The organism is Aggregatibacter kilianii, from assembly GCF_003130255.1.
Lineage (GTDB): Bacteria > Pseudomonadota > Gammaproteobacteria > Enterobacterales > Pasteurellaceae > Aggregatibacter > Aggregatibacter kilianii.
Genome location: NZ_NRCN01000001.1, coordinates 1,290,346 through 1,315,377, shown reverse-complemented (window position 1 = coordinate 1,315,377; position 25,032 = coordinate 1,290,346). Strand labels below are relative to the sequence as shown.

The following is a 25,032-nucleotide window of genomic DNA, read 5'->3' as shown; positions in this document are numbered from 1 at the left end:
GAATGGCATGAGGAAAATTATTTTAAATCGAAAAACTAAAAGGATTGAGCTTTACTGCATATTACCCAATCCTTACTGTCATTTATAACTTAAGTTATAAGGTTATCCAATTGTTATTATTGGATATTTAACCTACTTTTTCTTACCTTCCGGCATTAAAGAAGAGTGATGGTGAGCAATTAACCACTCTTTGCCATCCCATTGATAGTTAAAACTATAACGTCCGCTGGCTTTTTTACCGGTCTTCTTGTAAACAAAGGAATATAAACCAACGTCAGAAGCTGTGTTACAGCCAATTTGGATATGGCTTTGATCGATGGTTCCTACAGGAGCATTTGCTAAAAAGTGATTAAAATAATCTTCTTTTTCAGCTGCTGTCAGACGAATTTTATTGGAGACAGTCGGTAATAAAACCGAATCCGCCGCATAATTAGCTACGACCTTCTTAGCATCGCCTGTTTTAAGCGAATCATTCCAACGATCAAACAACTGTGCAATTTCTTGTTCAGTAACTGCCTTACATTGCATTGTTGATGCTGCATCAGGCGATTTGGACTGAGTACATGCTGTAAGTAATGTGGTCATTGCCACCGCACTAATCCATTTTTTCATGCCATTTTCCTCTTAAATGTTAAGTTATTGCATCTATATATGATGCAAGACGCATCATATAGGGACAAAAAAATAAAAAATTGATCTGAATCAATATACATATGTTTATATGTACAGGACTGACCTCTTAAAAAATAATCTCACCCTTTCTAATGAACAACGTATCAAATACCCGAAAACTACATAACAAATTTTATCTATAATTCGTATTATATAGCTCATTCATATAAAATCCGCTGGAAACCAACCGCACTTTATGGTATAAAGCACGCCGTTATTTTGCTGTTTAAAAATAACGTTTAATTTTTAATCAATTTACTAAAACACACACATATCAGAAAGGCTAAATCGGGGTGCCAAACGGTCGATTGGCTGGATATGTGGAGGCTAAACCCCAAACAACAGGAAAATTATTATGGCACAAGTTTCTATGCGCGATATGCTTCAAGCAGGCGTTCACTTCGGTCACCAAACTCGTTACTGGAACCCAAAAATGAAACCATTCATTTTCGGACCACGCAACGGCGTTCATATCATCAACCTTGAAAAAACCGTTCCAATGTTCAACGCAGCATTAGCTGAGTTAACCCGCATTGCGAGCAACAACGGTAAAGTATTATTCGTAGGTACCAAACGCGCAGCGACCGATGCAGTGCAAGCAGCAGCATTAGACTGTCAACAATACTATGTAAACCACCGTTGGTTAGGCGGTATGTTGACCAACTGGAAAACAGTTCGTCAATCCATCAAACGTTTAAAAGATTTAGAAACGCAATCTCAAGACGGCACTTTCGACAAATTAACCAAAAAAGAAGCGTTAATGCGTACCCGTGAGATGGAAAAACTTGAATTAAGCCTTGGCGGTATCAAAGAGATGGGCGGTCTTCCGGATGCATTATTCGTGATCGGTGCAGACCACGAACATATCGCAGTGAAAGAAGCAAACAACTTGGGTATTCCAGTATTTGCTATCGTTGATACTAACTCTAGCCCGGACGGCGTAGATTTCGTTATCCCAGGTAACGATGACGCAGCACGTGCAATTCAACTTTATCTTTCTTCTGCTGTTGCAGCGATCAAAGAAGGTCGTGGTAACGAAGCAGCGGTTGCTGAAGAATTAGCGCAAGCCGCAGAATAATTCTGGCGATTGCGATAAGGCGTAAGCCCTTATTAATCAGACGATTAATTAATGAGCAGGGGGCTAAATAGCTCCCTGTATTTTTTAGAGCTAAAAGTGCGGTCTTTTTCCACCGCACTTTAACCGACAGAGGATTTTAAAATGGCTGAAATCACAGCATCATTAGTAAAAGAACTGCGTGAACGTACCGGCGCAGGCATGATGGAATGTAAAAAAGCATTAGTTGAAGCAAACGGCGACATCGAATTAGCCATCGACAACATGCGTAAATCTGGTCAAGCAAAAGCGGCGAAAAAAGCAGGTCGTGTTGCAGCTGAAGGTGTTATCCTTGCTCGCGTACAAAATTGTTTCGGTGTATTAGTTGAAATGAACTGTGAAACTGACTTCGTAGCAAAAGATGCCGGTTTCTTAGGCTTAGCCAACGAAGTAGCTGATTTTGCAGCAGCAAACAAAGGCGCAACCATCGAACAACTTCAAGCACAATTTGAAGAAAAACGTGCTGCATTAGTGGCAAAAATCGGTGAAAACATGACCATTCGTCGTGTTGCTTACATCGAAGGCGATGTTGTAGGTTCTTACTTACACGGCGCGAAAATCGGTGTATTGGTTGCTGGTAAAGGTGCTGACGATGAATTGTTAAAACACATCGCAATGCACGTTGCAGCAAGCCGTCCGGACTACGTTAACCCAAGCGACGTTCCTGCCGCAGTGGTTGAACATGAGCGCAACATCCAAGTGGATATCGCAATGCAATCCGGCAAACCACGCGAAATCGCAGAAAAAATGGTTGAAGGCCGCATGAAGAAATTCACTGGTGAAGTCTCTTTAACCGGTCAACCGTTCGTTATGGATCCGTCTAAATCTGTTGGCGATCTATTAAAAGAAAAAGGTGCTGAAATCTCTAACTTCATCCGCTTAGAAGTGGGCGAAGGTATCGAGAAAGTGGAAACCGACTTCGCTGCAGAAGTAGCGGCAATGTCTAAAGCTTAATCAATAAGTTAAGCCAAAAAAGCAGGTGTAAAAACCTGCTTTTTTATTGTCTGCCGTCCTAAATGACAATTCCGTTATACCCCATTCCCTTTTATTCTAAAATCTCCCATAAAATCCCACAAAGTACGGTGGGAAATCTGCTAAAATAAACGTAATTTTTGGTTAACGCGGAATAGAGGATCGGCTCATCGAAAATTGGCAAAGGGGTTTCGTTCTACATCGCAAATCTTACAGCGAAACCAGCTTATTAGTGGATTTATTCACGGAGGACTTTGGTCGCCTCAGCGTTTTGGCAAAAGGCGCACGGGCAAAGCGTTCCATGCTGAAAGGCGTGTTACAGCCCTTTACCCCCTTATTGCTACGCTGGAGCGGACGCGGCGATTTAAAAGTCCTGACCAAAGCAGAACCGGCGGCCATCGCATTACCTTTGCAACATGTGGCGTTATACAGCGGCTTTTATTTAAACGAGCTTATCTGTCGTGTACTGGAGCCGGAAACCGCCTATCCACAATTATTTCAACAATATTTGCATTGCTTAACCCGCTTAGCCGCCAATCAAGATGTGGAACCCGCATTACGCACCTTTGAATTTCAACTATTGCGTACGCTAGGCTACGGCATTGATTTCACCCACTGCGCGGGTTCCGGTAAAGCGGTGGAAGCGGACATGACCTATCGTTACCGCGAAGAGAAAGGCTTTATCGCCTCATTAATTAAAGATAACTTAACTTTTTATGGCCGCGAGCTACTCGCCTTTGAGCAAACCCGCTTTGAGGAGCCAACAATCTTGTTGGCGGCCAAGCGTTTTACACGCATTGCATTAAAACCTTATTTAGGCGATAAGCCACTAAAAAGCCGAGAATTATTCACACAATACAGTTTATATTCAAAATAACATGGCATTACTTTACACCCAAGGCAAACCTAAAAAAATCACGCAACCATTTACCGCTGATATTCTAGAACTAGACTATCAAGGCCTTGGCGTAGCAAAAATTAATGGCAAAACCTGGTTTATTGAAAATGCTTTACCGCAAGAAAAGGTGGATGTCCGTGTGCTTGAGGAAAAACGCCAATACGGCTTAGGCACAGCGACACGAATTCTGCATCCAAGCCCATTACGCCAACAACCACAATGTCATTATTTTAGCCAATGCGGCGGCTGTCAAAATCAACATGTTCCTATTGAGCTACAACGTTCTGCCAAACAAAAGGCCTTAATGCAACGGCTGAGTCGTTTACAAAGTACACCTATTCAATTTATGCCGTTACTACAAGGTGATGAATGGGGTTATCGGCGTCGTGTGCGTTTAAGCATCGGATTTGACGGCAAGACCCGCAAGTTACAAATCGGTTTGCGCCGTAAAAATTCTCAGCAAATCATTCCGATTGAGCGCTGTTTGGTGTTGGCACAACCGTTAAATAATTTACTGCCCAAATTGACCGCACTTTTTGCTCAGTGGTCGATGCCACAGCAGCTAGGGCATATTGAACTGGTCTCGGCGGACAACGGCGTTGCCATGTTGTTACGCCATATAAAAAACATTGCCGAAAACGACCGCACTTTATTGCTGAATTTCGCCGAACAACATGAACTCATGCTTTTTGTGCAGGAACATGATGTCATCGAGCATTGGCGGGGCGCGCAACCTTATTACGGCTTAGACGATGGTTCGCAACTGCAATTTGATATTCGGGATTTCATTCAAATCAACACCGATCTGAACCGGCAAATGATCACCACGGCATTGGATTGGTTGTCACTGAATGAACAAGATCATGTGTTGGATTTATTCTGTGGTATGGGCAATTTCACTCTGCCGCTGAGTCGCAAAGTGAAAAGTGCGGTGGGAATCGAGGGCGTTTCCGCCATGGTGGAAAAAGCACGCGCTAACGCCGAACGAAACCGCTGTGCCAATGTCCAATTTTATCAGGCGGATTTGGATCAACCGTTTATCAGTCAACCGTGGGCACAGCAACCGTTCAATAAAATTTTGCTCGACCCACCACGTACGGGCGCCGCATTTGCGTTGCAAGCGCTCTGTCAATTAGCAGCAGAAAAAATACTTTATGTTTCATGCAATCCTGCCACCTTAGTGCGAGATACGGAAATTTTGCTCAACGCAGGTTATCAGCTGGACAAAGTTGCCATGATCGATATGTTTCCACATACCGGGCATTTAGAGTCGATAAGTTTATATCAGAAAAAATAAGGATTCGTTATGGTCGCTGTGAGAGGATCTCATTTATTAAATCCTAAGGATTTTGAGATTGAAAAATGGTGCGCTAACTTGAATGTGGCGGAGAATGTCAAAGCCAACTTGATTGCGGCTTGGCGTTATTCGCAGCAGAAAATCACATCGCGTGTCGAACATCAGCAGGAAGAAGCCCACTTGCTGACTTTCGGCGTAGAAATGGTGGAAATTCTCAACAGCTTGAACATGGATGCAGATAGCTTGTTCACCGCCATGCTCTTCCCTATCGTACGCGATCAACTGGTCGATTTAGCCCAAATCGAAGAAGATTTTGGTTCCAACATCAGTAAGCTGGTGCGTGGTGTCATTGAAATGGATAACATCCGTCAGCTTAATATCACGCACTCTGCCAGTAACTTGCAAGTGGATAACGTGCGTCGAATGTTGCTCGCTATGGTAGATGATTTCCGTTGTGTGATTATCAAATTAGCGGAACGTATTGCCTTCTTGCGTGATGCAGAAAAAAATTACACGGAAGAAGAACGCGTTCTCGCCGCCAAAGAATGTGCCAATATTTATGCCCCGCTTGCCAACCGTTTAGGCATCGGACAGCTCAAATGGGAACTGGAAGATTACTGTTTCCGTTATCTACACCCTGAACAATATCGCGCTATCGCCAAGTTATTAAAAGAACGTCGTCTTGACCGCGAACAATATATCGCCGATTTTGTCTCCGAACTTTCAGGTTATTTACAAGAAAATATCCAACAGGTGGAAGTGTACGGTCGCCCGAAACATATTTATAGCATTTGGCGAAAAATGCAGAAAAAGAATTTGGAATTCAGTGACTTATATGATGTTCGTGCAGTACGTATTATCGTACAAAAATTACAAGACTGTTACACCGCACTGGGCATTGTGCACACCCATTTCAAACATCTGCCAAAAGAATTCGACGATTACGTCGCCAACCCGAAACCGAACGGCTACCAATCCATTCACACCGTGGTGCTTGGCAAAGGCGGCAAACCCATTGAAGTACAAATCCGCACCCAACAAATGCACGATGACGCCGAACTTGGCGTAGCGGCACATTGGAAATACAAAGAAGGGGCCACCGCCGGCCGCTCCGGTTATGAAGAGAAAATCGCATGGTTACGTAAACTATTGGCGTGGCAAGACGATATTACCGACTCCGGCGAAGTCATGGCGGAATTACGTAGCCAAGTATTCGACGATCGCGTGTATGTCTTTACGCCAAAAGGCGAAGTGGTAGATTTGCCGACAGGCTCCACGCCGTTGGATTTCGCCTACGCCATTCACAGCGAGATCGGCCATCGTTGTATTGGTGCCAAAGTGGGTGGGCGCATTGTGCCGTTCACCTATCAGCTTCAAATGGGCGATCAGGTGGATATCATCACTCAAAAAAATCCAAACCCAAGCCGAGACTGGCTGAACCCGAACCTCGGCTTTACCCACACGGCAAAATCCCGCGCGAAAATTCACGCGTGGTTCAAAAAACAGGATCGGGACAAAAACATTCCGGCCGGTAAAGAGTTACTGGAAAGTGAAATCAACCGCTTGGGGATCAGCTTAAAACAGGTAGAACAACAGGCATTACCGCGTTACAACCTGAAAAATCTGGATGATTTATATGCGGGCATCGGCGGCGGCGATATACGTATCGGCCCGTTACTTAGCTTCCTGCAAAGTAAATTCATCAAAACCTCCGCACAAGAAGTGGATGAAGAAATCTTACGCCACGTCAGCACCAAAAGTGCCGCCCACGCGCAACAAAAAACCAAACACAAAGATTGTGTTATCGTGGAGGGCGTAGGCAACCTTATGCACCATATTGCGCGTTGTTGCCAACCCATTCCGGGTGACTGCATTGTAGGCTACATCACGATGGGACGCGGTATTTCTATTCACCGTTGCGATTGCGAGCAATTCCTCGAGTTGCAAACCGTCCATCCGGAACGCGTGGTGGAATCCCGTTGGGGTGATAATTATTCCAGCGGTTTCCATCTTAACATTCGCATTGTCGCCTCCGATCGCAACGGCTTATTACGCGACATCACCACGGTGTTGGCAAACGATAAAATCAGCGTACTCGGCGTTTCCACACGTACCGACACTAAACGTCAATTAGCCAATATTGATATGCAAATTGAGCTTAACAATGTAGAAATTTTAAGTAAAATCCTCTCTCGTTTGGAAAAACTGGATGACGTGATTGAAGCCAAACGACTTTAACCAATAAAACTATCATAAGGAAAACCTAATGGACAAAACCACGGGCTTGACCCACTTAATCAAATCGACCCAATATTCCATGAAAGGCTTAAAAAGTGCGGTCAAATATGAAACCGCTTTTCGTCATGAGCTTTTCTGTTGCATTTTCATGATTCCACTTGCCCTATGGCTTGGTGAGGGTGCGATTGAAAAAGCACTAATGATTGGTTCTGTCTTATTAGTGTTGGTTGTGGAATTGCTCAACAGCGCCATCGAAGCTGTCGTTGATCGCATTGGTACCGAACGCCACGAACTCTCCGGTCGTGCCAAAGATCAAGGTTCTGCCGCAGTATTTGTTGCCTTGGTTATCGTGGTGGTGACATGGGGATTTATGTTGTTTAATTAGAAACGTTGTAAAAAATAACCACATTTTTACAATATTGATGGCGCGCGTTTCCCAACGCGTGCCTTGTTCTATATTGGGCTATACAGCCTAAGCGCTCAAAAGGAGACAAACATGAACGACACACAACATATCGACACTATCGTCTTTGACTTAGGCGGCGTACTGATAGATTGGAACCCACGCCATTTATACCGCAAAATTTTCAACGACGAAGTGGAAATGGAACGATTTTTAACGGAGGTATGCAATAGCGAATGGAACGAACAACAAGATGCAGGGCGACCTTGGACGGAAGGCGTTGCCGAGGCTATCAAACAACATCCACACTATGAAGCGGAAATTCGTGCCTATCATGAACGCTGGCCGGAAACCCTAAATGGCGCTATCGACGACACCGTCTCCCTGTTGGAAGCACTCAAGCGTAGCGGCATTCGCCTACTGGCACTGACTAACTGGTCTAACGAAACCTTCCATTTCGCCGAAGAACAATTTCCTTTCTTGACCCAATTTGAAGGTATTTTAGTGTCAGGTTATGAACGCCTAGCCAAACCTGATCCGCGTATTTTCAACCTGCTTATCGAACGCTATCACCTCACACCTCAGCGCACCATATTCATTGACGACAGCCTGCACAATGTAGAAGGTGCCCGTAACGTCGGCTTACACGCCTTACAATTCACCGACGCGCAAAAGCTGAAACAGGATTTAATAGCGTTGGGCGTAAAATTCGACTAAAAACACGTTAAAAAACGACCGCACTTTGCTTTAGCCATGGATAGAAAGTAGGTAGAGTTTATAAAACAAAAAATGAGCTAAAACAACGAGTAACATTTTATTAGGAGGCGAGTTAAACCGTCTCCTTTATTTTTACCTGAAGCCCTGCTATGACCTTGCATTCAGCCTCACTATGTTTACCCTTAATAGCTATGGATTGTAAAAACACTTTAATATCTTGTAATTGAGAAATTTTTTCTTCTACTAACGCCAGTTGCTTAAGCACCAACTTGTCAGCGTAATAATGATTAGCGGTGTGAAATTTAAGTGCATTGAGTTGTTTAATGTCTTCTAGAGAAAAACCGAGCCTACGACAATTTTTAATAAAAATAAGTTGTGTCACGCTTTCTTCGTTATATGATCGATAACCGTTCGCCTGCCGTTTCGGCTCCGGTAAAATACCCTGTTTTTCATAGTAACGAATGGTTTCTAAGTTAATCCCGGTACGTTTACTAAGCTCATTGACTTTCATTTCTTCCTCCGAAAACAATTTTTGCTATTCTAACAAAAAATACTTGACCCCGTAGTCCCTACGGACTTTAAGCTGTGTATATCAGATAAACAAATTAAATAAGCGAGGAAAACGATGTCACATCAGCACAAACATGGAACGCATTCACACTCCCATGCGCCAACAAATAAAAAGATTTTAAGCACCAGTTTGGCAATTATCGGTAGCTATATGATCATCGAGTTTTTAGGCGGATATTATTTTAATAGTCTCGCCCTGATGGCAGATGCCGGGCATATGGCAAACGACAGTTTGTCACTACTACTTGCTCTCATCGCCCTGTTTTTAAATACACAACAACAAAAATGGGCTGCGCTGTTAAACGGTGCTTCACTGATTGTGGTGGCAGTATGGATTTTGGTGGAAGCGACAGAACGTTGGCAATACCCAACGACAATGTTGGCGTTGCCTATGCTAGGCATTGCCATCACTGGGCTCTTGGTAAACATTTTCGTGGCTTGGCTGATGATGAAGGGCGATCATGAAAATTTAAATATTAAAGCCGCCTATTTGCATGTATTAGCTGACCTGTTTGGTTCTCTGATAGCAATTATTGCTGGGCTAAGCGCATGGTTGCTGAACTGGCAATGGGTTGACCTTGTTGCCAGTGGTATTTTAAGCCTACTAATATTACGCAGTGGTATTAACGTTGTTCGTCAGGCAGTAAAGGCATTACAAAATAATGAGGCTAAGTTTGATGTGACACCACACCGGCATTAAAAACATCAATAAAAAAGACCGCACTTTACGCCAATAAAGTGCGGTCTTTTTCGCTTGTATTTTTAGCGTCTAACCTTTCTTGTCCAACAACCGAATATATCGTGTTGCCGATAACCATGCACCGATGTAGCCCATGATGGTGCAGACAACCAACAAGAAAAGGAATTCTACGAAACCGAGACCGTTTAGGTTAAAACTCACGGCGAAGATATCGGTGACGTATTTTACGGCACCGGTGAAATAACCGATAACGAGACCGCTGAAAATCGTTGCCAAGACCCCACCTAGCACGGCGTAAATCATGCCGGTATAAAGAAACGGACGGAGGATAAATTGATCGGTGGCGCCGAGCAGTTTCATCACTTCAATATTGGCTCGGTTGCTGTAAACATCAGAGCGAATGCTGTTACCGATAACCAAAAACACCGCCAACGCCATAAGAATAGTACAGAAAATCGCAACGTGCGCGACCAACCAAGTTAGTGCGGTCAATTTTTCTAACCAATCATTATCCAAACGCACTTCCTGCACGCCTTTGATTTTATCCAACGTAGCACGCAACTCATTGCGTTTTTGCGATTCGTTAAAGACTTTAGTCGGTTTAATCATCACCACAGCCGGAAGCGGATTATCATCCAACACATTCAGTTCTTCATTAAAACCCGACCATTGACGGAATTCATTTAAACTTTCTTGACGGGAAATGTAATTTAACGATTCCACGCCTTCTTGCTGACGAATTTTTTCCACCACCAAGTTAGCATCTTCTTCGGAAAGGTTTTTATGCAAATACACAGTCAGTTCGCTTTCCGGATAAAATTGCGTGGTAGCATGATGAATATTTTTCCACAAGAGATAGCTCACGGTAGGAATCGTTAGCGATACCGCGATTACCAACACTGTGATGAGCGTGGCAAATTTGCGTTGATATAAATCGGCAAACACCGCGCGTAAGGAATACAGGGTTTGGGCGCCAAAAGGCAAACTAAAACGACGAAAACTCATGTTACCTCCTAACGCAAATAACCTTGCTCAAGCACAAGGCAAGGCTTAGGTTTTTGTTGAATAATGCCGATGTCATGGGTGGCAATCAGCACCGTCATACCTAAGCGGTTAAATTCTTCAAATAGATTAAAAATTTCCAAGGAAAGCGCGCTGTCCAAATTGCCTGTCGGCTCATCGGCCAATAATAATTGCGGCTTATGTACGATAGCGCGGGCAATATCTACCCGTTGTTGCTCACCGCCCGACAAATGCGCCGGTGCGTGATTTGCGCGGTCACGCAGACCAACTCGATCCAATGCCGCTAATGCACGGCTTTGCGCATCTTTTGGTGCCTGTCCGGCAATAATTAACGGCAACGCCACGTTATCCACCACGGAGCGATCGGACAACAGGCGATAATCTTGATGTACCATGCCGATTTGGCGACGCAAAAACGGCACTTCATGGCGTGATAAGCGGGTGATTTCATGCCCGTTAAACCAAATATGCCCGCCGTTGGCACGCTCCATACCCATAATTAATTTCAGCAAGGTACTCTTCCCTGCGCCGGAATGCCCCACAAGGTAGGTCATACTGCCTACCGGTAAATGAAAGCTCAATCCTTGTAAGGCAGGCTTCCCACCTAAATATGCCTTACTGACATTTGCAAATCGAATCATATTTAATCTCTAAAAACATTTTAATTTTTAACCGCACTTTATTCTTCTTCATGAGCAAACAAAGCTTCGATAAACTCTTCTGCGTTGAATTCGCGTAAATCTTCAATTTTTTCGCCTACGCCGATATAGCGAATCGGCAAGTTGAATTGGTCGGCAATGGCGAAAATCACACCACCTTTGGCGGTGCCATCCAATTTGGTTAGGCTAATGCCGGTGAGTCCAACGGCTTCATTAAATAGCTTGGCTTGACTAATGGCATTTTGACCGGTGCCCGCGTCTAAAGTGAGCATAATTTCATGCGGTGCGCTTTCATCATATTTTTTCATCACGCGTACGATTTTTTTCAGTTCATCCATCAAGTTATTTTTATTTTGCAGACGACCTGCGGTGTCGGCGATGAGGATGTCGATATTGCGAGCCGCTGCCGATTGCATGGCATCAAAAATCACCGACGCGGAATCGGAGCCGCTACTTTGAGCCACCACCGGAATATGATTGCGCTCGCCCCAGACCTGCAACTGCTCCACTGCCGCCGCACGGAAGGTATCGCCTGCCGCCAACATGACAGATTTGCCCTCCATTTGGAATTTACGCGCCAGCTTGCCAATGGTGGTGGTTTTACCCACGCCGTTCACGCCTACCATTAAAATCACATAAGGCTTTTTGCTGCTATCGATGCTCAACGGTTGCGCCACCGGTTTTAGGATCTCACCCATTTCCAATTTTAATTGTTGATATAAAGCATCCGCATTTTGTAATTGTTGACGGGTGGCATGTTGGGTTAAGTTATTGATAATTTTGGTGGTCGTCGGCATGCCAATGTCGGCAATCAGTAATTGTTCTTCCAATTCTTCGAATAATTCATCGTCGATTTTTTTACCGAGGAAAAAGCTGCGGAAGCCCGCACCGATATTTTGCTTGGTTTTCACCAAGCCTTTGAGCAATCGACTGAAAAAGCCGCCTTCGCTTGGTTTTTCCTGAGTTTCTACCATGTCGGCAACGGCGCTTTCTTCATGCTCTTCCGCTTCTGCGACAGATTCATCTTCAATGTCCACCGCACTTTCGACTTGTACTTCTGCTTCGCTCTCAGAAAGTGCGGTTGAATTTTCTAGCGTTTCTTCAATAGATTGAGTTGGCTCATCTGATGGCGCAAGCTCAGAAGATGGCGCAAGCTCAGAAGATGGCGCAAGCTCAGAAGATGGCGCAAGCGTCCACGCTTGTGCCGCCGGGTTTTCCTCTTGAGAGGTCTCTACTTGAACGTCATGGCTTTCAGGCACAAGCGTGGACGCTTGCGCCATTAATGTATCTTCCGTTAATGTATTTTCGGTCTCTGCTTCATCTGAAAGTGCGGTCGTTTTTTCTGCCGTTTCTTGCACTTCAGATTCATTAGGGAGCTGTTCTGTTGATTCCGGTTCTTTCGGTTCCGTTGATTCTTCCTGTTTATTTTTGCCTAATCCGAACCAAGACCAAAATCCGCCTTTTTTCTTTTCATCCGACATAAATTGCCCACTCTTATTTAAACTTGATAAAATGCCGCCCATTCTAGCAAAAAAACGCATAATTTTCCGATTTATATGAAAAAAGCAACAATGCAACAAAGCACAAAAGGCGAAGTGCGCATCATCGCCGGTTTATGGCGCGGGCGAAAACTGCCGGTATTAACTTCCCAAGGGCTACGGCCTACGGGCGACCGTGTAAAAGAAACGCTATTTAACTGGCTAATGCCCTACATCGTTGACAGTGAATGTTTAGACTGTTTCGCCGGCAGCGGTTCTCTCGGCTTTGAAGCCCTTTCACGCCAAGCGGCAAAGGTGACGTTTCTGGAATTAGAAAAAGCCGTGGCGCAGCAGTTAAGCAAGAATATTCAAACGTTGAAATGTGCCGATCGCGCGCAAGTGGTAAATCAAAATAGCCTGCAATTTTTAAATCAGCCGCAAAATCAACCGCACTTTGACTTGGTTTTTCTCGATCCGCCGTTCAATTTTGATTTAGCGGAACAAGCCATTGCCTTGTTGGACAAAAATCACTGGCTACGCCCACAAGCGTTGGTTTATGTGGAAACAGAAAAAGATAAAGGATTAAATGTGCCGCAAAGCTGGGCATTGTTGAAAGAAAAAAACAGCGGACAAGTGAGTTATCGGTTGTATCAGGTGGAGGCCTAGAATAATGCATTATTCAGGCTTTTATTTAGTCACAATTTTCTAAACTTTCTCCATATAAAATAACATTTCACCCGCAACATATTCTTTTTCATACAAATAACTCCTCCTACCTCTTGATCTCGATCACAAATTTCACACTCTCCATTTGACGGCAAATTGCAAAGGAATGCACTTACAACATTACGCAAACGTTTGCTTATCTTTAGATCTTCGGCTGAAACGTTTCAAAGAACGGTTTTATTAACAACTTTAAGGAGATTTGAATGACCCACATTATCGTTGCAACGCACGGTAAATTTTCGGAAGAAATCGTCAATTCTGCCGCTATGGTGTATGGCGAAGACGAAAATTGCCATGTGGTCACTTTCCTACCGGGCGAAGGTGGAGAGCATTTGGTTGAAAAATACAATGCGATTATCGCCACTTTGCCGGAAAACGAACCGGTGTTGTTCTTAGTGGACTTATTTGGCGGTAGCCCTTATAACGCGGCAGCGCGTGTTGCTTCAGAGCGTGGCGACAACACGGACATCGTCACCGGTATTAGCTTGCCGATGTTGTTGGAAGTGTTGGATGCCAAAGACGGTTCAAGCTTGCCTGAATTGGTGGAAACAGCCAAAGAAGTCGGCGTCGCAGCCGTGAAATCTTTCCGCCAACCGTCCGAAGAAGCGAAGCCTGTCGCACCGGCGCCGGAACCCGCCAAGCCTGCTGAACCCGTTAAAACATCTCAAAATTCCACCGCACTTTCCGGCAATATGAATATTTCTTTATTACGTATTGACGATCGATTGATTCATGGTCAAGTGGCGACATCCTGGGCGAAGGCGGTGAAATGCGAAGCCATTTTTGCGATCAGCGATGAAGTAGCGGAGGATGCATTACGTCGCGAATTGTTGTTACAAATTGCGCCCGCACATTTAAAAGCCTATGTCATTCCGGTGGAGAAAGCCATTAAAGTCTATCACAATCCGAAATACGCAGGTAAAAACATTCTCTGGCTAGTGACAAAACCGGCCGATGTAGTACGTTTAGTTGAAGGCGGTGTCAAGATAGATAAAGTGAATGTCGGCGGAATGACCTATAAAGACGGCAACAAACAACTTTCCGATGCGGTAACCGTTGGTAAGGCAGATGTCGAAGCATTCAAAAAACTGCTTGATTTAGGCATTGATTTATCTATGCAAAAAGTAGCAAGCAACCCGCGTGTGGAACTTACCAGACAAAAACTTGATGCAATTAATTTTTAATAAGGACACAACATTATGACTACAATGGAAATAATTCTCGTGACATTAGTCGCGGCGATTTGCGGTATGGGCAGTGTACTTGACGAACGTCAAACTCACCGCCCGTTGGTCGCCTGTACCTTAATCGGTTTGGTCTTAGGTGATTTACAAACCGGGATTATCGTCGGCGGTACCTTGGAATTAGTTGCTCTCGGCTGGATGAACGTAGGTGCGGCGATGGCCCCCGATGCGGCGCTCGCCAGTGTAATCGCAGCGATTTTAGTAATCAAAGGCGGTCAAGACAAAGGAAGCGCATTGGCCATTGCAATTCCTGTTGCAGCCGCCGGGCAGGTGTTAACCATTTTCGTGCGCACCCTCACCATCTTCCTGCAACACAAAGCTGATGATTACGCAGAACAAGCCAACTTCCGCGGCATTGAATTCTGTCACTTTGCCGGTCTTTCCTTACAGGCTTTACGGGTTGCCATTCCGACATTCTTCGTGGCACTCGTAGCCGGCACAGACACCGTAACTCACGCCTTGAACTCCATTCCGGAAGTGGTGACCCGCGGGTTACAAATCGCCGGGGGCTTTATCGTGGTGGTCGGTTACGCCATGGTGATCAACATGATGCGTGCCGGCGCGTTAATGCCGTTCTTCTTCCTTGGTTTCGTGATTGCCTCCTTCTCCGGCTATAACTTGGTGGGCTTAGGTATCTTAGGCACCTGCTTAGCCATCATTTACATTCAATTAAACCCTCGCTTTAACCAAGCGACTTTGCCACAAACTAGCAGCAAACGTGAATTAGCTGATGATGAACTTGAAGGACTATAAGGAATACGATCATGACTGAACAAACTAAATTAGCATTAACGAAAAAAGATATTCGCAGCACTTATTGGCGTTCCACCTTCCTTTTAGGTTCATTTAACTTTGAACGGATGCAAGCCATGGGTTTCTGTGTGTCCATGATGCCAACCATTAAACGCCTCTACAGCAAAAAAGAAGATCAAGCAGCCGCTTTAAAACGCCACTTAGAATTCTTCAACACCCAGCCTTGGGTAGCTTCTTCCATTATCGGCGTAACTGCCGCGATGGAACAAGAACGTGCCAACGGAGCAAAAGACATTGATGACTCGGCCATCAGCAGCATGAAAGTGGGTCTCATGGGGCCGCTTGCCGGTGTGGGCGACCCGATTTTCTGGGGAACACTACGTCTGGTGCTTGCAGCGCTCGGTGCCGGTTTAGCCATTACCGGTAGCCTACTAGGACCTCTATTGTTCTTTATCGGTATTAACCTTTGCCGTGCCCTAACCCGTTGGTATGGTTTCAAATACGGCTATGAAAAAGGGACAGAAATTGTTAACGACATGGGCGGCGGTCGCTTACAAAAATTGACGCAGGGAGCGTCTATCCTCGGTCTCTTTGTGATGGGCTCGTTGGTGTCGAAATGGACCACCATCAACATTCCGCTAGAATTGTCACGCTATAAAAACCAAATGGGCGAAGAAGTGGTCACGACCGTGCAAAGCGTATTAAACGACTTGCTCCCAGGCTTGGCGGCACTGCTGCTCACCTTCTTGTGTATGTATTTACTGCGCAAAAAAATCAACGCCATGTATATCATCTTCGCGCTATTCGGCGTAGGTATCGTTGGCTACCATTTTGGTATATTGGCATAATTCAACGTCACATAATCATGGCACGCGTCTTCCGATGCGTGCCTTGTTATTTAATGTTATCAAGGGCATACGTCGGGAGACGCGCCATTCATCCAAATCTTCAATCAGTGCATTTTCAATGAAACTTAAAGATCTCATAAAAGCCCCGCCTACCGAAGGCTACATCAAAAATTCATCGAATTTAGTGACCGCACTTTTCATTTTGGCAGGTATTCTTTATTACCCCACCAACGGCTACGGTTCAGTCATTGCCTTAGCGGCTGCGCTTATCGTGTTAGTCGGACAAAAAATGCTCATCGGGCAAACCAACAAAGATTTCGCCGACATGCAATTTGCCGAAAAACAATTCACGCAAACCCAAAATGCCGATTACGCACGTTTCATCCAAGCCCGCGCCACACAAATTTTAAACGACAATAAAGTGTTATCGGAAAAGGGCAAAAAAGAACTCACCCGTTTGCTTAAGTTTGCCGAAACCACTTTGGCAGAAAACACCTCGCCATCATCACCATACAAAGCCGTATTCAGCGACATCGACGGCACACTGCTCAACAGCCAACATCAAATTACACCCAAAACGGAAGAGGCGATTAAAAACATATTAAAACGAGGCATTCCGTTTATCCCCGTTTCCGCCCGCCCGCCTTATGCCATCACGCCTTACACGGAACAGCTTGGCTCGCAACATGGCATGATTTGTTACAGCGGCGCGTTAATTTTAGATAAAAATCTGACCGCACTTTATAGCGTGATTTTGGCACCGCAGGACTTACAAAAACTCAACGAACTTTTAGCCGATTTTGCGCACCTTTCCATCAGCTACTACGCCGGTTTGGATTGGTTTTGCAATGATGTAAACAATGATTGGATCAAGCAAGAAAGTGAGATCACGGGCTTAAGCGCCGAACTGCTACAAGGCAACCTCACGGAAGTACACAAAATATTAGTCATGGGCAACGCCGAAGAAATCCAAACGGTGGAACCCATGCTGAAACAAGCCCTGCCGCATTTAAGCATTCACCGTTCCAAAGACGAATATTTGGAAATCACGAACCCTGCCGCCACCAAAGCGAAAGCCATTCAATTTATGGAACAGCATTTGGGCATTAGCGCCGAGCAAGTCATCGCTTTCGGCGACAATTTTAATGACTTGGATATGTTGCAATACGCAGGCCTTAGCGTTGCTATGGGCAACGCCCCCGATGCCATAAAACAAGTGGCAAAAGAAGTCACCGCCACGAATAACGAAGACGGCATTGCATTGGTGTTAAATCGGGTGTTTGGGAAGTAAAATTTAACATGAAAAACGACCGCACTTTTAAACCCAAAGTGCGGTCTTTTTTTTGATTATTTTTGCACTCTTGCTTGGATTCGTTCCGGGATTCTTAAACCAACGAGAGCGACTAATACGAGAGTCCAAAATAAGGTGACATAGACCAAGGATGAACCTAATCCGAAGCGTTCACTTAATTTAGCGGCAATCACCGGCGCAACACCACCGCCGATAGCGGCAAAGTTATAAATAAATCCGATGCCCGTACTGCGCATTTCTGTCGGGAAGAATTTTGACATATATTTTGGCACTAACCCTGCAATACCTAAATTGGTCGCCAATAAGAAGAAAAGCAACGCACCAAGGGCCAATACGTTATTTTCCGGCAAATAAAAGACCGGGAATAAGAAGAACAGGGAGAGTAACAAACTGTAAATAAAGGTTTTCTTCTCACCTAATTTATCACCAATAAATCCGGCAATCAGCGTGCCAATTAAAATACCAAAGCCTGCCCAAAACATGAGTGATGGAACATTTTCGGCATAGCCGTTTTCTTTCAAATAAAGCGGCAACAATCCCACCACCGGCCAGTTCACGGAAAAAATGGAATAACAGACAAAGAAAATAATGAGCGTAATAGGAAGTTGCTTTTTAGTGAAGAGATCTGTGAGTGGCACTTTATTTACTTTTCCGGCGGCTTTCGCTTGTGCCCATTCTTCACTTTCAGGAGCATGACGACGTACATAAAGCACTAACCCAACCGGCAATAAACCGATAAAGAACGCCACCCGCCAACCATAACTTTGCGCCACCCAAGGAATCACTTGTGAGGCCAAAATATTACCGATAGAAAATCCGCTGACCAAAAACGCGCTAGCTTTGGTGCGTAAGTGTTGTGGCCAGCTTTCAATAGCGTAAGAGGATGAACAGGCGTACTCCCCCGCCATACCCATGCCCACAATCATTCGGAAAATAAAGAGCCAAATGTAGCCGGAAGATAACCCGCAGAGAAATGTCCCAACGGAATACACAATAATTGAGACCATCATGGCTAAACGACGACCATATTTATCGGCAAAACTGCCGAATAACGCACCGCCAAGCGGTCGGGCGACAAACGCCGCCAGAAGTAACGTCGAGGTTTCCGTTGTGGTCATACTAAATTCTCTTTGGATATCCAACAGAACATAGGTAATCAACATGTAATCGAAGCCATCAAAAACATAACCTAACCACGCGGCAAACAATGCTTTCTTTTGGGTTGGATTGACTTCTTTATACCAGGGTAATGTCGTTGCCATAGCAACCTCCTTTTGCATTTATAAATTTTGTGTGTCAGATCACAGAATTTTAAATAACAACAAATTTCTGCTTGCATAAGAAAAGATAGGATGTATGATGTCTTATGTCAACAAAAGAGAATGAGAGCTTGATCACAGTTTTACAAAATAGGTGAGAAATGAAAGGAAATAATAAGAAAGAAGCCAGTCTTGTCTTACAAGATAAGATTAAGACGCTGATAATTAAGCAGAATCTAAAATCCGGTGACTTAATGCCGACAGAAAACGAATTGATTGATCAACTTGGTGTCAGTCGTTCAAGTTTGCGCGAGGCGATTAAATCACTTGAAGCCTTACACATTTTAGATATTCGTCATGGCATCGGCACTTTCGTTAGCGAACCCTCTTTAATTCCGATGATCAGAGGATTGGGCTTTCACACACAATTAAATTTGCATAATGACTTAAATCAACTGTTCAATATTTTAGATATTCGGGAAATTCTGGAATATGGCTTTGCGCCGATGGTGTTGGCAAAAATAACGCCGGAACAGACCGCACTTTTGCAAAAGCATGTAGCCAACATGGAGAAAAACGCTCGGGAACAAAAATTTTCCCCGAAAGAAGAATATCGCATCCATTTGCAAATTTATGAACCGCTAAATAATCCGTTATTAATTCAATATTTGGATGCCTTTTGTGAGATTTATCAACAAGTTGAAAAAGGACTTCCGCCGCTGGTTTTAACCCCGGAAAAACTGGCAATGCAACACCGAGAATTAGTTGATGCCATTGAAGCCCATGATTTGGTGCGTATGCAACAGGCAATATTGCAATATTTTCAAGGAATTAGACAGCGTTTGGCACAAGGAGGAAAACATGAGTAACGGTTTAAATATCGCCCTTATCGGTTGTGGTTTTTTTGGTACGCAATTAGCCGCAGCATTTCATAAAGCCAATGCAAAATTAATTGCGACAACAGACATTAACCCGACTTTAGCGCAATCCATAGCCGAACAATATGGCGGCACAACATTCCTGAGCGTAGAAGAAATGCTTGCCGCTTGTCAGCCTGATCTGGTGATTATCGCCACCCCGAATTATGCGCATTATGCTCCTGCTGTACTTTGCCTTAATGCAAATTGCCATATTTTTATCGAAACACCATTTGCCTTAAGCGCCTCGCACTGCCAACAACTATTACATTTGGCCCAAGAAAAAAATAAGCACATTTTTGTTGGCCATTTATTACGCACATTACCCGGATTATTAAAAGTAAAAGACGCATTAGCACAACAAAAACTCGGCAAGATTACCGTTGTTCGCGCCATGAGACAGCGTTGGATTGACAATGTCCCGAATAAAGAATGGTGGAAACTGGATGCCAATTTAACCGGAGGTGAGCTCGTCCACCAAATTCACGAATTGGATTTATTGTGTTGGTTATTGGGCGACATCGAAGCGGTTTATGCTCAATCGGCTAATCGGGCGCACCAAGACACGCCGGATAGCCGAGATGTCATTCAATTATTGCTTCGTTTTAAAAACGGTATTCTCGGCTCACTGGAAATGGGCACGGCCTATCGCTTACATCAATGGGGCATTCAAATTCATGGGGAAAAAGGCGTCATTGAAGTAAACTTCTTTACCTCCACCGTTATTTTTAATTACCTCAATGAAACCATTGAACATTTTGATTTATATGAAGAATTCGAGCCTGATTTATCCTTAAGGGAAAGTGCGAAAGGCATTCAGCAGTATAACGCGACACATACCCTCTGCCCGTTATGGCTTAGTCGCGCCGCCGAAATTGAAGCAGTAAGCATCGTGGCACACTTAACAAAAGGACAAATCAGCCCGTTAAGCACCTGTTTAGCGGAAGCCATCCAAGTGGCGGAAGCCGCTAAACATTCCATGATCGTAGAAAAACAAGTTTCACTTACAAACTAAACAAGGAGTCTATCATGATTAAGTATGGCGTTGTTGGTGTAGGATATTTTGGCGCAGAATTGGCCCGTTTCATGAATGAACAGGAAGATGCGCGAATCACTATGGTGTTTGACCCTGAAAATGGCGCAACCATTGCAAAAGAATTAAATTGTGTTGCGGCAACATCATTAGAAGAATTGGTCAGTTCACCTGATGTTGATTGTGTTATCGTCGCCACCCCGAATTATTTACATAAAGAACCCGTTTTACTCGCCGCAAAAAACAAAAAACATGTTTTCTGCGAAAAACCGATTGCTTTAAGCTACCAAGATTGCGACGAAATGGTGCGCGCCTGTGAAGAAAACGGCGTGACGTTTATGGCAGGCCATGTGATGAATTTCTTTAATGGTGTTCATCATGCCAAAGAACTGATCAACCAAGGCGTTATCGGTAAAGTGCTTTATTGCCACACTGCACGTAACGGTTGGGAAGAAGAACAACCAACCATTTCATGGAAAAAAATTCGTGAAAAATCCGGCGGTCATTTATACCATCACATTCATGAATTGGATTGCGTGCAGTTCATTATGGGGGGCATGCCAAAAACCGTTACCATGACAGCGGCTAACGTCGCCCATAAAGGGGAAAAATTTGGCGATGAAGATGACATGATCTTCGTCAATATGGAATTTGATGACAATCGTTTCGCCGTTTTAGAATGGGGTTCTGCCTTCCGTTGGGGCGAGCATTATGTGCTTATTCAAGGAGAAAAAGGCGCCATCAAACTTGATATGTACAACACTAAAGGCACACTGCGTGTCGATGGCAAAGACACCTATTTCCTCATTCACGAAAGCCAAGAAGAAGACGACGACCGTACCCGCATTTATAACAGCACGGAAATGGACGGCGCCATTCAATACGGCAAACCGGGCAAACGCACGCCAATGTGGTTGAGCTCCATCATGAAAAAAGAAATGAAATACCTCAACGACATTATGCACGGTATGAAACCAACCAAAGAATTTGAAAAATTACTCACCGGTGAAGCCGCCCGTGCCGCCATCGCTACAGCAGATGCCTGCACCCGCTCCCGTTATGAAAACAGAAAGGTGGCCTTATCCGAAATTCTGAACTAATTTTAGAACAACAAAAATACGTTTAAATCACCTTGTGATTTTCTTACCCTGCTAGGGTTGTCAACATGGCTGACATTAAAAACACACTTTTTAGTGACCGCACTTCCACTCCAAGTGCGGTTATTTTTTTGTGTATTTTTACTTTCCTTATAAAAAGTGTGGCGAAATGACATTTTTTCGTTGGAAAAAGTGTGTTAGTTGCACATTTTTTCCTTAGAAAAAATGTAAAGGCTACGTTAGAATAACGAGAAATTGAATGGGAGGATCAATGATGAAACGCTATATTTTAGATTTATTGCAGCAATGGAAAACTAAGCCAAATCGCAAACCATTAATTATTCAAGGCGCACGGCAAGTAGGTAAAACTTGGGTAATGAAGCATTTCGGTGAGCACGCCTTTGACCAAGTTGCTTATATCAACTTCGATAATAATCCACGCATGAAAACGCTATTCGAAGGCGACTACAATATCGACCGTCTCATCCTCGGCTTAAAAATCGAAAGTGGAGTAGATATTCAGGCAGAAAACACGCTGATCATTTTTGATGAAGTCCAAGAAGTTCCACAAGCGCTTTCCTCCCTCAAATATTTTTATGAAAACGCACCACACTTTTATATTGTTGCTGCCGGCTCATTGCTTGGAGTCTCTCTCCATCATCAAGCTTCCTTCCCTGTGGGGAAAGTGGATTTTATGCCCATTTATCCTATGGATTTCCGCGAGTTTTTACTTGCTATGGGAAAACAGGATCTCGTGCAATTACTGGAAATGCGGGATTGGGCGTTAATCAACGCAATGAAATCCACTTACATAGATTTACTGCGCCAGTATTATTTCGTGGGCGGTATGCCGGAGGCAGTGAAAACCTTTGTGGAAACGCAAAATCTAAATGATGTACGCCAAGTACAGCGTAATTTATTAATGGCATACGAACAGGACATTTCCAAACATATTCGTGATGGCCAAACTGTGCAACGGGTACGTGCACTGTGGAACAACATTCCGGAACAACTGGCGAAAGAAAATAAAAAATTCGTCTATTCCCAACTGCAAAAAGGCGCGCGTAGCAAGGATTATGAAATTGCTCTGCAATGGCTGAAAGACAGCGGTTTGGTACACGCCGTGCCACGCATTAAAAAACCACATTTACCGCTCACTGCCTACCAAGACAACGCCTTCAAATTATTCAGCTTGGATGTGGGCTTACTCGCAGCGCAAAGCTACTTAGATCCAACCGTGTTATTGGAAGGCAACCGCCTATTCACCGAATTCAAAGGTGCCCTCACAGAGCAATATATTCTGCAACAACTCTTAGTGCTACAAAATAATCCCGTATTCTACTGGGCCACGGAAAAAGGCACTGCAGAAGTGGATTTTGTGCTACAACAAGGACAAGACGTCACCCCAATCGAAGTCAAAGCCGAAGAAAATTTGAAAGCGAAGAGTTTAAAAGTCTATGTGGATCAATTTCAACCGAAACGCGCCTTACGGTTTTCCATGGCGGATTATAAGGAACAGGATTGGGTGGTGAATGTACCGTTGTATGGAGTAAATATTATTCATGATAATCCTAATATGAGTAAGTGACTTACTAACTATAATGATTTACATAAATAAACTTAAGGAAAAACTATGAATAGTAAAAGTTATATAAAAAGACTCTTAGATAAATACAAACTTGAACTCACTAAATTAAAGCAATGGTTATTAACTCTGTCCTCAGATATAAAATACTTCTGTAAAAAAACTAATAATGCAGTAAAAGTTTTGCTAACATCCTGTATCTCATTAATTATCCTGCTAAATGTAAAAGGATTTATATCACTACTTCAATTAGATGAAGATAAACTCATAAGCTCAAGTGGTTTCTGGACGCTGTTTACATTAGTTATCTCATCTCCTATCGCTTTTATAATTTGGTACTTTAGGGATAAAAATTCGTCCCATCAGATAGAAAATGCTAGAAAAGACACAAATCTTAAAGAGTTCCAAAAACTTGCAGAATGGATCAGTGGAAGTCATCTGATTGAAAGTAAAGTTATTATAAAAGAAAAATCATCTTTATCTAGTTCAGAAAAAGAAACTGAAAAAACTCTAGAATATACCGAGCCTCAAAATTTATTATTAACAACACATAGTAAACAAGAGGGAGCGGTAGGATTGCAAATAGCAGCAATTTATAACTTACTGCCATTTTATAGAGGAGAAAGAGGCGTTGATTTTAGGCTACCTGCTTTTAATCTATTAATTTCATCTTGGTTAGCACTACAACAAAAACTTATAAAAGAACTTTATAGTATAGGAATTGAAAGCCACTACTTTCAACTTAACCAAGATACTAATAGAGATAAAATCCGTTTTAAAGAAATATTGAATAAGTTAAAAGAAAATGGACATAGTAACCTAGGTATTGCTATAACCTATGTATTACTATCAGATGGTGGAGATAATTTAATTAAACATATCAATAGTACAAATGAATTATGTTTAGCCGGCATGGATTTTAATCTCATCGGTCTAGATAAAAATAAGTTAAAATGTTTATTCTTAAGAAAAAATAATGGTGAAAAATTAAATCTATCAGGCTTAAAACTGCAAGCAGCAAACTTAGATCACTTTATATTTAATAAACTAGAATTGGATAATGTAAATTTCTGGGGAGCATCGTTAAGAGAGGCGAATTTCCAAGAATGCATAATGTCAATGGATAGCTTAGTTGAAGCAGATGTAACATGTGCAAATTTAGTTGATACGGATTTTTCTCAAATGATTTATGGAAAACTAGGAACTGTAGAGTATCCAGATAATCTATGGAGTGGATGTTGTTTTTGTGCATTTATCGTTCAAAGCGAACATATAGAAGTAACATTAGGTGCAAATCAAGAGTTTCTCAAAAATAACTGGATTGTTTCCTTAATTGCAACAAAAACAACTAATAATATACGCTATAAAATATATTTTGAACAAAACTACGGTAGCTTATACAGCTTTGAAAATGATATTTATGGTTACGAAATTGATATTGATAAAACCAATGAATTTAACCCTCATTGGACTATATCTTTAGAAAAATATGATTAGCTCTTGGTATAAATACTAGC

24 protein-coding genes are annotated in these 25,032 nt (G+C 43.3%); 18 read left to right on the top strand and 6 right to left on the bottom strand.

The features are described 5' to 3' along the window. Positions 1-132: 132 nt before the first annotated feature. Positions 133-612, bottom strand: a complete 480-nt coding sequence (locus tag DK428_RS06215; protein WP_065295665.1) for an SgcJ/EcaC family oxidoreductase — start codon at positions 610-612, stop codon at positions 133-135. A gap of 415 nt (positions 613-1,027) precedes the next feature. Here DK428_RS06215 and rpsB point away from each other — a divergent pair, with 415 nt between their 5' ends. From rpsB to DK428_RS06180, 7 genes are all read left to right on the top strand, one after another. Beyond that, complete coding sequence (gene rpsB / locus DK428_RS06205) at positions 1,028-1,750, top strand: 30S ribosomal protein S2 (protein ID WP_048750720.1); 723 nt, start codon at positions 1,028-1,030, stop codon at positions 1,748-1,750. Positions 1,751-1,891: 141 nt separating this feature from the next. Then, positions 1,892-2,740 carry a translation elongation factor Ts gene (gene tsf / locus DK428_RS06200; RefSeq protein WP_109090071.1) on the top strand — a complete coding sequence of 283 codons (849 nt, stop codon included), beginning with the start codon at positions 1,892-1,894 and terminating at the stop codon, positions 2,738-2,740. Between the two features lie 172 nt (positions 2,741-2,912). After that, positions 2,913-3,635, top strand: a complete 723-nt coding sequence (recO, locus tag DK428_RS06195) for a DNA repair protein RecO (RefSeq protein ID WP_109064542.1) — start codon at positions 2,913-2,915, stop codon at positions 3,633-3,635. Position 3,636: 1 nt separating this feature from the next. Beyond that, complete coding sequence (gene rlmD, locus DK428_RS11700) at positions 3,637-4,953, top strand: 23S rRNA (uracil(1939)-C(5))-methyltransferase RlmD (RefSeq protein WP_109064543.1); 1,317 nt, start codon at positions 3,637-3,639, stop codon at positions 4,951-4,953. A gap of 9 nt (positions 4,954-4,962) precedes the next feature. Further along, complete coding sequence (gene relA, locus DK428_RS11695; RefSeq protein ID WP_109064544.1) at positions 4,963-7,191, top strand: GTP diphosphokinase; 2,229 nt, start codon at positions 4,963-4,965, stop codon at positions 7,189-7,191. Between the two features lie 28 nt (positions 7,192-7,219). Beyond that, positions 7,220-7,576, top strand: a complete 357-nt coding sequence (locus DK428_RS06185; protein ID WP_050692590.1) for a diacylglycerol kinase — start codon at positions 7,220-7,222, stop codon at positions 7,574-7,576. Positions 7,577-7,687: 111 nt separating this feature from the next. After that, positions 7,688-8,311: an HAD family hydrolase gene (locus tag DK428_RS06180; RefSeq protein ID WP_005702882.1), complete on the top strand. Its 624-nt coding sequence runs from the start codon at positions 7,688-7,690 to the stop codon at positions 8,309-8,311. Positions 8,312-8,423: 112 nt separating this feature from the next. On the opposite strand, the gene DK428_RS06175 is transcribed toward DK428_RS06180, so the two are convergent. Beyond that, complete coding sequence (locus tag DK428_RS06175; protein ID WP_109064545.1) at positions 8,424-8,822, bottom strand: MerR family transcriptional regulator; 399 nt, start codon at positions 8,820-8,822, stop codon at positions 8,424-8,426. 114 nt (positions 8,823-8,936) lie between these two features. Between DK428_RS06175 and DK428_RS06170 the strand changes: the two genes are divergently transcribed. Further along, complete coding sequence (locus tag DK428_RS06170) at positions 8,937-9,581, top strand: cation diffusion facilitator family transporter (protein WP_109064546.1); 645 nt, start codon at positions 8,937-8,939, stop codon at positions 9,579-9,581. Between the two features lie 69 nt (positions 9,582-9,650). Here the strand turns inward: DK428_RS06170 and ftsX are convergent, their stop codons facing one another. The 3 genes from ftsX to ftsY are packed head-to-tail and all read right to left on the bottom strand — an operon-like array spanning position 9,651 to position 12,744. After that, the gene (gene ftsX / locus DK428_RS06165; RefSeq protein WP_109064547.1) at positions 9,651-10,586 is read right to left on the bottom strand and encodes a permease-like cell division protein FtsX; all 936 of its coding nucleotides are present in this window, start codon (positions 10,584-10,586) and stop codon (positions 9,651-9,653) included. Between the two features lie 8 nt (positions 10,587-10,594). Continuing rightward, a complete protein-coding gene (gene ftsE / locus DK428_RS06160) occupies positions 10,595-11,245 on the bottom strand; it encodes a cell division ATP-binding protein FtsE (protein WP_012771777.1) in 651 nt (216 codons plus the stop codon). A gap of 38 nt (positions 11,246-11,283) precedes the next feature. Next, positions 11,284-12,744, bottom strand: coding sequence for a signal recognition particle-docking protein FtsY (gene ftsY / locus DK428_RS06155; protein WP_109092182.1), 1,461 nt, complete (start codon positions 12,742-12,744; stop codon positions 11,284-11,286). Positions 12,745-12,819: 75 nt separating this feature from the next. Here ftsY and rsmD point away from each other — a divergent pair, with 75 nt between their 5' ends. The 5 genes from rsmD to DK428_RS06130 all read left to right on the top strand — a co-directional run bounded on the left by rsmD (position 12,820) and on the right by DK428_RS06130 (position 17,603). Further along, complete coding sequence (gene rsmD, locus DK428_RS06150; RefSeq protein ID WP_109064548.1) at positions 12,820-13,407, top strand: 16S rRNA (guanine(966)-N(2))-methyltransferase RsmD; 588 nt, start codon at positions 12,820-12,822, stop codon at positions 13,405-13,407. A 263-nt stretch (positions 13,408-13,670) separates the two neighbouring features. Continuing rightward, the gene (locus tag DK428_RS06145) at positions 13,671-14,651 is read left to right on the top strand and encodes a mannose/fructose/sorbose PTS transporter subunit IIB (RefSeq protein ID WP_109064549.1); all 981 of its coding nucleotides are present in this window, start codon (positions 13,671-13,673) and stop codon (positions 14,649-14,651) included. Between the two features lie 15 nt (positions 14,652-14,666). Further along, positions 14,667-15,464 carry a PTS mannose/fructose/sorbose transporter subunit IIC gene (locus DK428_RS06140; RefSeq protein WP_109064550.1) on the top strand — a complete coding sequence of 266 codons (798 nt, stop codon included), beginning with the start codon at positions 14,667-14,669 and terminating at the stop codon, positions 15,462-15,464. 11 nt (positions 15,465-15,475) lie between these two features. After that, complete coding sequence (gene manZ / locus DK428_RS06135) at positions 15,476-16,312, top strand: PTS mannose transporter subunit IID (RefSeq protein WP_109064551.1); 837 nt, start codon at positions 15,476-15,478, stop codon at positions 16,310-16,312. 118 nt (positions 16,313-16,430) lie between these two features. Next, entirely contained in the window at positions 16,431-17,603 is a 1,173-nt protein-coding gene (locus tag DK428_RS06130; RefSeq protein WP_109064552.1) for a Cof-type HAD-IIB family hydrolase, read from the top strand. A gap of 56 nt (positions 17,604-17,659) precedes the next feature. Here the strand turns inward: DK428_RS06130 and DK428_RS06125 are convergent, their stop codons facing one another. Beyond that, on the bottom strand, positions 17,660-18,886 hold the full coding sequence (locus tag DK428_RS06125) for an MFS transporter (protein WP_109064553.1): 1,227 nt from the start codon (positions 18,884-18,886) through the stop codon (positions 17,660-17,662). A gap of 158 nt (positions 18,887-19,044) precedes the next feature. Here DK428_RS06125 and DK428_RS06120 point away from each other — a divergent pair, with 158 nt between their 5' ends. The 5 genes from DK428_RS06120 to DK428_RS06100 all read left to right on the top strand — a co-directional run bounded on the left by DK428_RS06120 (position 19,045) and on the right by DK428_RS06100 (position 25,012). Beyond that, positions 19,045-19,752 (top strand): FadR/GntR family transcriptional regulator, encoded by a 708-nt coding sequence (locus tag DK428_RS06120; RefSeq protein ID WP_109064554.1) that lies wholly within the window; start codon positions 19,045-19,047, stop codon positions 19,750-19,752. Then, positions 19,745-20,815, top strand: a complete 1,071-nt coding sequence (locus DK428_RS06115; protein ID WP_109064555.1) for a Gfo/Idh/MocA family protein — start codon at positions 19,745-19,747, stop codon at positions 20,813-20,815. Before DK428_RS06120 ends, DK428_RS06115 begins: the two co-directional genes overlap by 8 nt. 14 nt (positions 20,816-20,829) lie before the next feature. After that, positions 20,830-21,933: a Gfo/Idh/MocA family protein gene (locus DK428_RS06110; RefSeq protein ID WP_050692603.1), complete on the top strand. Its 1,104-nt coding sequence runs from the start codon at positions 20,830-20,832 to the stop codon at positions 21,931-21,933. Between the two features lie 271 nt (positions 21,934-22,204). Continuing rightward, positions 22,205-23,518, top strand: coding sequence for an ATP-binding protein (locus DK428_RS06105; RefSeq protein WP_109064556.1), 1,314 nt, complete (start codon positions 22,205-22,207; stop codon positions 23,516-23,518). A gap of 45 nt (positions 23,519-23,563) precedes the next feature. Beyond that, a complete protein-coding gene (locus DK428_RS06100) occupies positions 23,564-25,012 on the top strand; it encodes a pentapeptide repeat-containing protein (RefSeq protein WP_109064557.1) in 1,449 nt (482 codons plus the stop codon). Positions 25,013-25,032: the final 20 nt, after the last annotated feature.

Coding starts and splice junctions, on each gene's coding strand:
- DK428_RS06215 (WP_065295665.1), bottom strand. CDS start 612: ATGAAAAAATGGATTAGTGCGGTGGCAATGACCACATTACTTACAGCA.
- rpsB (WP_048750720.1), top strand. CDS start 1,028: ATGGCACAAGTTTCTATGCGCGATATGCTTCAAGCAGGCGTTCACTTC.
- tsf (WP_109090071.1), top strand. CDS start 1,892: ATGGCTGAAATCACAGCATCATTAGTAAAAGAACTGCGTGAACGTACC.
- rlmD (WP_109064543.1), top strand. CDS start 3,637: ATGGCATTACTTTACACCCAAGGCAAACCTAAAAAAATCACGCAACCA.
- relA (WP_109064544.1), top strand. CDS start 4,963: ATGGTCGCTGTGAGAGGATCTCATTTATTAAATCCTAAGGATTTTGAG.
- DK428_RS06185 (WP_050692590.1), top strand. CDS start 7,220: ATGGACAAAACCACGGGCTTGACCCACTTAATCAAATCGACCCAATAT.
- DK428_RS06180 (WP_005702882.1), top strand. CDS start 7,688: ATGAACGACACACAACATATCGACACTATCGTCTTTGACTTAGGCGGC.
- DK428_RS06175 (WP_109064545.1), bottom strand. CDS start 8,822: ATGAAAGTCAATGAGCTTAGTAAACGTACCGGGATTAACTTAGAAACC.
- DK428_RS06170 (WP_109064546.1), top strand. CDS start 8,937: ATGTCACATCAGCACAAACATGGAACGCATTCACACTCCCATGCGCCA.
- ftsX (WP_109064547.1), bottom strand. CDS start 10,586: ATGAGTTTTCGTCGTTTTAGTTTGCCTTTTGGCGCCCAAACCCTGTAT.
- ftsE (WP_012771777.1), bottom strand. CDS start 11,245: ATGATTCGATTTGCAAATGTCAGTAAGGCATATTTAGGTGGGAAGCCT.
- ftsY (WP_109092182.1), bottom strand. CDS start 12,744: ATGTCGGATGAAAAGAAAAAAGGCGGATTTTGGTCTTGGTTCGGATTA.
- rsmD (WP_109064548.1), top strand. CDS start 12,820: ATGAAAAAAGCAACAATGCAACAAAGCACAAAAGGCGAAGTGCGCATC.
- DK428_RS06145 (WP_109064549.1), top strand. CDS start 13,671: ATGACCCACATTATCGTTGCAACGCACGGTAAATTTTCGGAAGAAATC.
- DK428_RS06140 (WP_109064550.1), top strand. CDS start 14,667: ATGACTACAATGGAAATAATTCTCGTGACATTAGTCGCGGCGATTTGC.
- manZ (WP_109064551.1), top strand. CDS start 15,476: ATGACTGAACAAACTAAATTAGCATTAACGAAAAAAGATATTCGCAGC.
- DK428_RS06130 (WP_109064552.1), top strand. CDS start 16,431: ATGAAACTTAAAGATCTCATAAAAGCCCCGCCTACCGAAGGCTACATC.
- DK428_RS06125 (WP_109064553.1), bottom strand. CDS start 18,886: ATGGCAACGACATTACCCTGGTATAAAGAAGTCAATCCAACCCAAAAG.
- DK428_RS06120 (WP_109064554.1), top strand. CDS start 19,045: ATGAAAGGAAATAATAAGAAAGAAGCCAGTCTTGTCTTACAAGATAAG.
- DK428_RS06115 (WP_109064555.1), top strand. CDS start 19,745: ATGAGTAACGGTTTAAATATCGCCCTTATCGGTTGTGGTTTTTTTGGT.
- DK428_RS06110 (WP_050692603.1), top strand. CDS start 20,830: ATGATTAAGTATGGCGTTGTTGGTGTAGGATATTTTGGCGCAGAATTG.
- DK428_RS06105 (WP_109064556.1), top strand. CDS start 22,205: ATGAAACGCTATATTTTAGATTTATTGCAGCAATGGAAAACTAAGCCA.
- DK428_RS06100 (WP_109064557.1), top strand. CDS start 23,564: ATGAATAGTAAAAGTTATATAAAAAGACTCTTAGATAAATACAAACTT.